This window comes from Microbacterium sp. NPDC097977, from assembly GCF_040302605.1.
Taxonomy (GTDB): Bacteria; Actinomycetota; Actinomycetes; order Actinomycetales; family Microbacteriaceae; genus Microbacterium.
Window position 1 is genome coordinate 1 of the sequence record NZ_JBEOUR010000097.1, and the last position, 10,107, is coordinate 10,107.

The 10,107-nt window shown below is 65.0% G+C and carries 12 protein-coding genes and 1 pseudogene; 9 read left to right on the plus strand and 4 right to left on the minus strand.

Going from position 1 to position 10,107, the window contains the following annotated elements:
- The 4 genes and pseudogenes from ABTZ43_RS15710 to ABTZ43_RS15725 form a co-directional block, all read right to left on the minus strand.
- A pseudogene (locus ABTZ43_RS15710) lies at positions 1-668 on the minus strand (hypothetical protein); the annotation flags it as partial.
- Between the two features lie 47 nt (positions 669-715).
- Entirely contained in the window at positions 716-1,906 is a 1,191-nt protein-coding gene (locus ABTZ43_RS15715; RefSeq protein WP_350539472.1) for a benzoate/H(+) symporter BenE family transporter, read from the minus strand.
- 55 nt (positions 1,907-1,961) lie between these two features.
- Entirely contained in the window at positions 1,962-2,657 is a 696-nt protein-coding gene (locus ABTZ43_RS15720) for a response regulator (RefSeq protein ID WP_350539473.1), read from the minus strand.
- Positions 2,654-3,910: a sensor histidine kinase gene (locus ABTZ43_RS15725; RefSeq protein WP_350539474.1), complete on the minus strand. Its 1,257-nt coding sequence runs from the start codon at positions 3,908-3,910 to the stop codon at positions 2,654-2,656. The genes ABTZ43_RS15720 and ABTZ43_RS15725 overlap by 4 nt, the downstream gene beginning before the upstream one ends.
- A 200-nt stretch (positions 3,911-4,110) precedes the next feature.
- On the opposite strand from ABTZ43_RS15725, the gene ABTZ43_RS15730 reads away from it, so the two are divergent.
- From ABTZ43_RS15730 to ABTZ43_RS15770, 9 genes are all read left to right on the plus strand, one after another.
- Complete coding sequence (locus tag ABTZ43_RS15730; RefSeq protein ID WP_350539475.1) at positions 4,111-5,367, plus strand: RHS repeat-associated core domain-containing protein; 1,257 nt, start codon at positions 4,111-4,113, stop codon at positions 5,365-5,367.
- Between the two features lie 345 nt (positions 5,368-5,712).
- A complete protein-coding gene (locus tag ABTZ43_RS15735; protein WP_350539476.1) occupies positions 5,713-6,003 on the plus strand; it encodes a hypothetical protein in 291 nt (96 codons plus the stop codon).
- Between the two features lie 81 nt (positions 6,004-6,084).
- Entirely contained in the window at positions 6,085-6,549 is a 465-nt protein-coding gene (locus ABTZ43_RS15740; RefSeq protein ID WP_157550864.1) for an outer membrane protein assembly factor BamD, read from the plus strand.
- Between the two features lie 215 nt (positions 6,550-6,764).
- Complete coding sequence (locus tag ABTZ43_RS15745) at positions 6,765-7,193, plus strand: hypothetical protein (protein WP_157550867.1); 429 nt, start codon at positions 6,765-6,767, stop codon at positions 7,191-7,193.
- Between the two features lie 71 nt (positions 7,194-7,264).
- Complete coding sequence (locus tag ABTZ43_RS15750; protein WP_350539477.1) at positions 7,265-7,738, plus strand: hypothetical protein; 474 nt, start codon at positions 7,265-7,267, stop codon at positions 7,736-7,738.
- A gap of 405 nt (positions 7,739-8,143) precedes the next feature.
- On the plus strand, positions 8,144-8,548 hold the full coding sequence (locus tag ABTZ43_RS15755) for a VOC family protein (protein ID WP_056415038.1): 405 nt from the start codon (positions 8,144-8,146) through the stop codon (positions 8,546-8,548).
- The gene (locus tag ABTZ43_RS15760) at positions 8,545-8,823 is read left to right on the plus strand and encodes a winged helix-turn-helix transcriptional regulator (protein ID WP_045253286.1); all 279 of its coding nucleotides are present in this window, start codon (positions 8,545-8,547) and stop codon (positions 8,821-8,823) included. Before ABTZ43_RS15755 ends, ABTZ43_RS15760 begins: the two co-directional genes overlap by 4 nt.
- Positions 8,824-8,906: 83 nt before the next feature.
- A complete protein-coding gene (locus tag ABTZ43_RS15765) occupies positions 8,907-9,533 on the plus strand; it encodes a dihydrofolate reductase family protein (RefSeq protein WP_350539478.1) in 627 nt (208 codons plus the stop codon).
- A gap of 217 nt (positions 9,534-9,750) precedes the next feature.
- Positions 9,751-10,002 carry a hypothetical protein gene (locus ABTZ43_RS15770; RefSeq protein ID WP_149422134.1) on the plus strand — a complete coding sequence of 84 codons (252 nt, stop codon included), beginning with the start codon at positions 9,751-9,753 and terminating at the stop codon, positions 10,000-10,002.
- Positions 10,003-10,107: the final 105 nt, after the last annotated feature.

The following is a 10,107-nucleotide window of genomic DNA, read 5'->3' on the forward strand; positions in this document are numbered from 1 at the left end:
GCGGCGGTCATCGAGCTGCCGAGAGTGTTGTTGCCGAGAGCGTCGAGCACGATGTTCGGCAGCGGCACGTCGAGCTTGACGGCCACGTACCCCCAGCGGTGGACCTGGGACTGCTTGCCGTTGCTCGTCGTGTACTGGTAGTTGCCGAACTCGACGAAGCGAGGTGCGACCCCGCGCAGCACATCGGTGGACATGCGGCTCGATCCGTTCGAGAAGATCATGCCGGGCAGCGGCGGCGCGTCGATCCTCTCGATGTAGGTCAGAGCGTTCGCACCGGCGAAGCGGGCGAGGCGGAAGCGGGTGATGTTGCGCGTGCGGATGCCGCGACGCACGAGCGCGACGAGTCCAACGATGATCCCCGCGAGCAGCAGCAGGGCGATCGCGCCCCCCACGGCGACGCCGACATCGCGGCCGATCACATAGCCGAGCCCCATCACGAAGATGCCGATCACCGGAACCACGCACAGCAGCGCGATGATCGCGAACACCCAGGCGATGATCTGCCCGGCGGAGGTGGGGTTCGCCGCACGATGCGCGCGGACGAAGGCGTCCAGCTCGACCGGATTCACCGGATCGATCAGCGCACGCGCGTCGAAGTGGCCGGCGGGTACGCGGGCGGCCGGGCCGGGTGCGGAGCCGGGCGCAGAGCCGGATGCGGGGGCGGTCACGCGTCCACGCTAGTCGAGCCGGTGCCGCGGGGTCTCAGCTGCACGCCTCAGCCGCCGTCGCGCGAGCGGCGCCGCCCGGCGTGCAGTGCGGTGCGCACCACCAGGCCGGCGACGAGCGCCCAGAACGCCGCACTCACGCTCAGCAGCGAGATCCCGGATGCCGCGACCAGAAAGGTCACGACGGCGGGGATGCGCTCTCCCGGATCGTCGATCGCCTGCTGCACCGACGATCCGAACGCGGCGAACAGCGCGAGTCCGGCCACCGCGGGGATCACCGCCTCGGGGGCGAGGAGCACCAGCGCGGCGAACGCGGCGGAGAAGCCGCCGAGCACGAGGTAGGAGATGCCCGTCGAGACGCCCGCCACCCAGCGGCGCTTCGGATCGGGGTCGGCATCGGGCGAGGCGGCGAGTGCCGCGCTGATCGCCGCGAGATTGATGGCATGTCCGCCGGCCGTCGCTCCCAGAGCCGTGCCGATGCCGGTGACGAGCATCGACGGGCGCCAGGGCACCTCGTAGTCGAAACTGCGCATGATGGCGATGCCCGGCACGTTCTGCGAGGCCATCGTGACGATGAACAGCGGAAGGGCGACCCCGATCAGCGCCCCGAGGGTGAAGGTGGGGGCGGTGAGCTCGAGGCGAGGGATCAGCAGCCCCGCATCGACGGGGGCGCCCGCCTGGATCAGCGAGACGGCGACCACCACCGCCGCGGCGACGAAGGCGAGCGGAACCGCCCACCGCGGCGCGAGACGGGCGACGATCAGCCAGGTGATGACGACCGGCACCACACCCCACGGGTTGGCGACGAGCCCGGTGATCGGCGCGAGGCACAGCGGCAGCAGCACGCCGGCGAGCATCGCCTGGGCGATCGACGGCGGGATGCGCGCGATCAGCGCCCCCAGCGCGGGCCACAGGGCGGTGAGCAGGATGAGTGCGGCGGTGACGAGAAAGGCTCCGACGGCTGCCGACCAGCCCCCGTCGACGACGCCGGTCGCGGCGAGCAGCGCCGCCCCCGGGGTCGACCAGGCGACCGTGATCGGCATCCGGTATCGCCAGGCGAGCACGACGCACGCCAGGCCCATCGTGAGGCTGACTGCGAGGAGTCCGCTCGCGGCCTGCGCCGGCGATGCGCCGACCGCGCCGAGACCGGTGAGCACGACCGCGAACGAGCTCGTGAAGCCCACCAGTGCGGTGACGACTCCGGCCATGATCGGGCGCGAGAGGGGTGCGGCGGTCTGCATGCTCCGAGAGTATCGGGGTGCCGCCGGAGTGCGGAGGTGCTGCGTCGGCAGCGATCTACGCGAGTCCGAGGCGGTGCGCGAGCACGACGGCCTGCACGCGGTCGCGGGCGCCGAGCTTCTGCAGGATGCGCGACACGTGGGTCTTCACGGTCGCCTCGCCGATGAAGAGGGCGCTCGCGATCTCGGCGTTGCTGCGCGCATCGGCGAGCAGCACGAGCACCTCGGACTCGCGCTCGGTGAGGGGTTCGACGAGGGGCGCCGGAGCGGGTGCCGCAGTGCGCGCGGGCGATGCGGGTCGAGCGGGCGCCGCGGCCGTGGTGAAGCGCGCGAGAACGCGGCGGGTGACCTCGGGGGCGAGCATCCCGTCGCCGGCGGCCAGGGCACGCACCGCGGCGATGAGGTCTTCGGCGCCGGCGTTCTTGAGCAGGAAGCCGCTGGCCCCGGCATCCAGCGCCTGGTACAGGTAGTCGTCGCGGTCGAAGGTGGTGATGATCGCGATGGCCGCAGAGACCTCGCGGTCGGCGACGATCCGGCGGGTCGCCTCGATGCCGTCCATGTCGGGCATCTGCACGTCCATCGTGATCACGTCGGGGCGCAGAGCGGATGCCTGGGCGACCGCCTCAGCCCCCGTCGCCGCCTCGCCCACCACGGTGATGTCGGGCTGGGTGCCGAGGATCGTGCGGAACCCCGCGCGCAGCATCGCGTGGTCGTCGACGAGGAGCACGCGAATAGGGGGCGTGGACGTGGTCATGAGGCGGTGCTCGTCTCTGTCAGAGGCACCCGCGCTCGCACGCGCATCCCGCCCGAGGGGCGAGGGGCGACCTCGAGGGTACCGCCGGATGCCGCCGCCCGCTCGCGCATGCCGAGCTGTCCCAACCCGGGGCGCAGCACCGCCATGGCGCGACCGGTGTTGACGACCTCGACCTCGACGCCCTCGTCGTCGTAGCGGACGCGCACATCGGCGATGGCGCCCGCTCCGGCATGCCGGCGAGCGTTCGTCAGGGACTCCTGCGTGATCCGATACAGGTTGACGGCGACGACCGAGGGCACCGGCACCGGTTCGCCGATCACCGCGTAGTCGGTGGGCAGTCCCGCCTCGGTGGAGGCCTCGACGAGCGAGCGGATGTCGTCGAGGGTCACGGTCGACGCGGCATCCGGCGTCTCACTGCCCGGGGAGCGCAGGGTCTCGAGCAGGTGCCGCAGCTCGTGGATGGCATCGCGCGCCGACCCCTCGATGCCGGTCAGGATGCTCTTGGACTTCTCGGGATCCTGGTCGATCACCAGACGTGCGGCTCCCGCCTGCACCCCCATGACCGACACGTGATGTGCGACCACGTCGTGCAGTTCGCGGGCGATGCGCACGCGATCGAGGGCGACGGCTTGCGCGGCGGTCACCTCGCGCTCCCGCTCGAGCTCGGCCGTGCGGTGCTCGAGCGCCTGGCGCTCCTGCGCCGCGTGCCACGAACGCTCGCCGAAGTAGTACGCGCCGCCGAAGTAGAGCACGTTCAGCAGCAGCTGGATGAGCATGAAGGCCAGGTAGGGCGAGAGCAGACCGGCGGCGACCTCGGCCTTGTCGGCCTCTTCGATCGCCTGGCGGTACATCGTGATGATGAGCCAGACGAACATGCCGACGATGATCGAGACGCGCACGATCATCGCGGCTCTGCGGTTGTTCATCCACGCGCCCACCGTGTACAGCGACACGAACATCGCGATGTTGCCGACGTAGATCTCGGGCACCTGGAACGAGATCGCGAGGAAGTACGCGACACAGACGGTCACCGCCACCGGGCCCGGCCAGCGCCGCCGCACCGCGAGCGGCGCGGTGACGGCCACCGCGTACACGAGCGCCGTCCACGGCTCCGCCCGGGTGTCGCCGTACATGTCTGCGACCGTCGAGAGCGCGGCGCTCAGCACCGCGCCGACGAACATCACCGCGGCGAGCACGAGATCCCCGCGCTGCTCACGGATGCTGGGGATGCGGGTGAACGGCGCGGCGGGCATCCCCCCACCGTAGAGCCGCGACGGATGCGGCGGCATCCCCCGCACGGGGGACCGGGCGGGCGGGGCAGCGCCGCGCGATGCATGCGCGACGTGACACGACGACCGGCAACCGCACGGGTCTCGTGAAGCGTTCCGCGGCGGGAGCGGTCTCGACGGCCGCGTACACGTACCCGGCCGCGGGCGGGGATCGTCCACACGCGGTGAGCACCGTGACCGGTCCGGCCGGAGTCGGTCCCGGCTCGTACACGTATGACGCGGCCGGCAACATGACCGGTCGCCCCGGGCAGACGATCACGTTCAATGATGTCGGCAAGGTGTCGAAGGTCGTCGCCGGTTCGGTGACGCAGAACACGGTCTACAACGTCGATGGCAGCATCCTGCTGCGGACGAACACGAGTGAGGGTGCGACGTTGTTCGTCGGCGACACGGTGTTGTCGCAGGCGAACGGTTCGACGGTGGTTGCGGGGGTGCGGACGTACTCTGGTGCGGAGGGCAAGCCGATCGCGGCGAAGTCGGCGAAGTCCGGGACGACGGGGACGACGTTGACGTGGTTGTTCTCGAATCTGGAGGGGACGGTGGACGTGCGGACGGTGGCGACTGCGGTGGGTACGACCACGCGCACGTTCCGTGATCCGTATGGTGCTCCGATCGGGTCGTCGGGGGTGTGGTCGAGCGGGACTGGGTATATGAACAAGCCGGTGACCGCGTCGACGGGTCTGACCATGGTGGTTGCACGCACGTACGATCCGGTGGTGGGGAAGTTCCTGTCCGTGGATCCCGTGATCGACACGAACCTCCCGCAGCAGAACACCGGCTACACGTACTCGGGGAACAACCCGACCACGTACATGGACCCGACCGGGCTCCGACTCGATCAGGGATGCGGGTGGGGCGTCAACTGCACTCGCGGGGGACAGAAGAAGGTTGACAAGCCCAATCCCTGGACGGGGGCCGGCCCATTCAGCGATAAGAAGACGCACACGACCACGAAGCCGCACGGATCCACCAAACCGCCGAGCTTGATCAGCACGCTCAACTCAAAGCCGCCAGCCAAAAGCTGGGTTCCGAAGTCGCAACCCTCCTGGGGGCCACTGGTGTCGTTTGTACCGGAGTATCAGATGCCCCGGCCCGAAAATGACATTGGGGTGAGTGCGTGTTTTGGCTTTTTCGGAGGGCTATCCTATGGCTCGAAGAGCGGGTGGAGTTGGTCGGCAGGTTTGGGGTTGAAGGCAGAACTGACTGTCAGTACGGGTGTGACTGTACAAGAAAGTTCACCGCTATTCGTGGTGGGGGAATGCTCCGCAACAGCGGCCGTCGGAGCGACCGCCCACCTGGGGGTTGGGATTGCGGATCAGCAAGGAGGGTCAGGCGGGTTGCGACTTGCCGGGAGCTCCGGCGGCGGAATCAAGTACGGCTTCGGAGGCGGTTGTGGAATTATGATCATGGGGAATTTCTAAGAAGGAGATCGCTATCTCGATTCAAAGCAATATTGGAGTTATTGTGGTCTTGGTTGGCCTATTGGCGATTGGTTTTCATCGACTAATTCCGAAGATAATTCATGCCGGTTTAAGAATCTTCCTCGGCGAGCCGGTCGCTGATGACGCAGTCAGACCGGGTTCTTCGCCAATTCACGCTCTGATGGTTGGCGTAGGGTTTGTGGTATTTGGCATATTCATGATCATTTCTGGATTGAGTTAAAGACCGACTCGGTAAACAAGTCTGAGGTGGCGTGTGCTGCGTTGGTTTTCGTGGTCATACTTATGAGTATTTGAGCGGCCCATACTTGGTTGAAGAATATTGAGGTGTCATTGAGAAAAAGTCTGGGGTGGGGGCTGTTTCTGGTACTCAGAGGGATCTTTCTGTGGGTATTGATATTGTTTGCAACAATTGCGTGGCTTCTGGTTCACTCTTGGGCGCAGAGGGCATCACTCGGTCAGGCGATCTGCTGGTACGATGAAACTTTTAATCTCGTGCTCGTTAAAGGGCTGCTGCGACCGTTCATCGGAAAAGAAGTCGCCGCCAAATTTGTAGGGCTCTCGAACATGGGGGCCGTGGTGCCATACAGGATCCGTTGGCTGGTTGAGATGGTGTGAGGGAGTAGTACTGCATGCGATCGCGCTCGTCGACAATAGATGGTGGCGACATGTCGACAGTGCTGGTGGGGCGTTAACGCCATGAACCAGCTCCGACGTCGTCGACGATTCGCGCCTGTTGTTTGTTTGATCGTTGTCCTCGCGGGATGCGCGCCGGCCGAACCAGCGTATGACTACACGTTCGAAGCCGCGAATGCTGACGGCCTCTATAGCGACTCTCGGGGTCACTCTGCAGAGATCCGCCTCGATGGTGACTCTTTTGAAGCGATCGATCTGCCGACAGTGCTCTGCAGCGACGATGTCCCGCTATCCGTCCGTAGCGTCGACTGGGATGCGGTTTCATCCTTCTCCGGAACCTGGAAGACCTTCGACAGCCCTTCGTACTCGGGGTATTTGGCGCCATCCGCTGCAGACTGCCGTTTTCTCCCCATCTACTTCCAGCGCGACGCCGCTGGACAGCAGAGCTTCATCATCCTCCTAAGTGCTGATGAGGACTTCAAGGAAGAGAAAGTGATCCGCTTCGTTCGAACCCACAATCAAGGCTGAAGACGATCGGAGGAGGGGACTGTGGACGTGCAGACGGTGGCGAACTCGACAGGCACGACCAGGCGGGTGTTCCGTGATCCGTATGGTGCTCCGATCGGGTCGTCGGGGGTGTGGTCGAGTGGCACCGGGTATATGAACAAGCCCGTGACCGCGTCGACAGGTCAATGGACGGAGACCATGCCGTGATGCGCCGCAGGCGAGGGAGAGTGGCTCTCGTGCTGATCACGACAGTGCTGCTTGGCGGGTGCGCCTCGAGCGGGGGCGCTCCGGCAAGTGACATAACCGCTGAACAATTGAGGGGCGAGTGGCGTATTCCGAACCGGGGCGCCGAGGTAACACTTGAAATTCATAGCGATCAGACGTTCGAGATGCATAACTGGCCGTCGAACCTGGGATGCGCTGCGCCGACAGCCGAGTACGTCGACGAAGTCGCTTGGGGTGACGGTCGCAACTTCCACGGCGTGTGGCAACTGGGCCCGAAGGGCTACGAGTACGGTCTGAGTTTGTTCTCGGAGGGTGGTGAATGCCCAGGGGCGCTCTCATTCGAAGTGTGGCTGGTCGCAGGTAAGTTGGTCATCCAGGAATGGCTCGGTGCGGACCCGGATGACGATTCGGCGAGTCGCCTCGTTGAGCTTTCTCGCTAGCAGTTCGGAGAGGACGTCGCAGGCTTTTTGGGTGCATAAAACTCTATTATTAATCGTTGCGGGAAGGTAGCATGCGACTGAAAAGTGGCCTTCTGTTCGGTGCCGTTGTCTTTGTCGCTGCGGCCTTGCTTGTGGTGATAGGAGTAGCGATCATCACAATGTTCGGGATTAGAACTGGCCCATCTTCGCAGTACTCCTACCCCATTGTGTGGGTAGCCGTACCCGAAACCGATCCCGAGTCCACTGTTGCTTCAGTGTTGCGGTTGGAGGATGACGGGACTGCGGTCTATAAAGGTATTAAGTTCGGTGACCCGGGCCCTGACGACCGCGCGTGCATCGACAGCGATGGCGAACGGTACTCGGGCAACGGGTCCTGGGAGCTGGACGAGGACGGCGCTCTTCGCATCCACGATGATGCCGGGACAGCAGTCTTCCTTCCTGACCAAGGTCGATTCACCGGACCCGACTGGTCGGAATTGCGCCAACCGTTCTGCGACGATACCTATGTTGATTTCAGCCCGACATCTGAGAGGACAGGGCAGTGAACTTGGGGGTGGGTGCGCTGTGTGTGACTCAACTCTGCCGAACGTGATCTTCGGTGTCATTGTGATATGTGCGGGACTAGTGATCGTGCGGTTCCGGACAAAGCTCAACGAGATGGTCTTTGAGTCACAGCGGAGAATGTTCGGTAGAAGAGCTGCGCGTATATCGGCAGGTCGGCAGACTCCCTTCATGATGGGGATCGTGGGGGCCATCGCGATCGGGATCGGGGTCGTGGCCGTGTCGGCTGCTGTCGCCAGGGTCCTTCTGATGGGCGGCCCGTAGTCACTGTGGTGCCACCGCGTCATCGAGCGATCGGGCTGCAGCCTGCGTGAGCGAGGTGGTGGTAAGTGGCTTCTCGAAGGCAAGACACCCTTGACGCTCCACTTGTATTTTGCAAGTATCACGACATGAGTCTCTTCATCACCTGCCCCGTCGCCGACGTCGACCGGGCCACCGCCTTCTACACGGCACTCGGATTCACCCTCAACGCCGAGATGTCCGATCACAACGTGTCGTGCTTCGCGATCGCGCCCGAGCAGTACGTCATGCTCGGCAGTCGCGAGATGTACGCGAGCGTCGGTGGCACCGAGGATCTGATCGGCGGACCCGACACTCCCTCGAAGGTCACGGTCTCGTTCGACCTCGACAGTCGGGAGGCGGTCGATGCGATCGTCGAGCGTGCCGCCGCCGCCGGCGGGCGGGTCGGCGACACCGACGACTACCCGTTCATGTACCAGCGCCAGTTCGACGACCCCGACGGGTACCACTATTCGCCGTTCTGGATGAAGCCGGACGCCGATTCGCACGCGTGAGCGACCTCGCCGCAGCCCTCGACGTCGTCGGGGCCCGATGGGCGCTGCTCATCGTCGAACGACTTCTCGACGGGCCGCAGAGGTACGGAGATCTGCAGCGTGAGCTCGGGGTGCCGACGAACATGCTCGCCACCCGGCTGCGAGAGCTCGAGGCGGCCGGGGTGCTGACCCGACTGCCCCTGCGGCACAACACGCGCGCGTACGCGCTCACCGATCGAGGCATCGCGCTGCGTGAGGCCATCGATGCGCTCGCCCGCTGGGGCCAGGAGAAGTAGATCCCCGCGAGCAGCAGCGCGAGCGCATACTGTCAGCATCGCCGCCCTCGCGTGCAGCGCCTCTCGTGCAAAGGAGCCCTTCGATGACCGGACGCATCCTGATCGACCTCTTCAGCACCCTCGACGGTGTCGCGCAGGGGCCGGGTGGCACCGACGAAGACCCGTCCGGAGGGTTCGCATTCAGTGGCTGGCAGGCCGGGTACCCCTCGTCGAGCATGGGAGAGACCGTCTCGAAAGGGATGCAGGGGCTCGATGCCCTGCTGCTCGGACGCCGGACGTACGACATCTTCGCCGCGTATTGGCCCCACCACACGGACGGTCTGTCCGGCGAGATCGGCCGGCTCTTCGACCGCGTGCCGAAATACGTCGCGACACGGAACGATGACCTCGCGCTCGACTGGCAGAACAGCCACCGCGTGGGCAGCGACCTCGCCGCCGAGATCGCCGAACTACGCACCAGGCATCGAGAGGTGCATGTGATCGGCAGCGTCGATCTCGTGCATTCGCTGCTGGCCGAGGGACTGTTCGACGAACTCACCCTGTGGGTGTATCCGATTCTGCTCGGCGCGGGCAAGAAGGTGTTCGACGACGGTGCGCTGCCGTCGGTGCTGCAGCTGATCGAGCCGCCGGTCGCAGACAGCGACGGCGTGATGCTGCTGCGCTACGGTCGCACCGATCGGGTGCCGGCGGTCGGGACGTTCGAGGACTGATCCCGCCCAGCTCGGGCGGGAGAATCCCGGGTGGTCTGAAGTGGCGACCTTCGGCTACTGTCCGGGCAGGCGGGACGCAGTACGATCCTGGAAGTGCGGTCGGCGATTCGGGGGTGGCGTGATGATGCTCACGTTTGTGCTTGGCATTCTTCCTTTGTCACTAGGAGTAGCGCTGATCCTCGCAAGATGCAGGATTCTACGCATTATGCACTGTGAGATGAACTCGATGATGGTGGTGTTGTTTCCGCTCATCTGCGTGACCGTCATCGTGGCGGGTGTTTTCGTCGTCAGGTATCGAGAAAGGTTGTGGCTCGATGCGCGCGATCGCCAGCGGAAGATCTTCGGTCGACACGCGGCCGGGGCGTTCGAACGACTTCAGAGATCGTTCTGGATCGGCTTCGTCGGTGTGGTTGCGATTGTCGCTGGTGTTGGTCTGCTTGTGCGCTACGTGACCGTGGTGCTGTCCTGAACCTCCGCTTGCCGGAGCTATCGTGCAGCGCGCGCAGAGTTTCGAAGGACTATACGACGATGGTGGCGCATGTGAAGCGAGTGAAGCGAGTGAAGTCAACCAGAT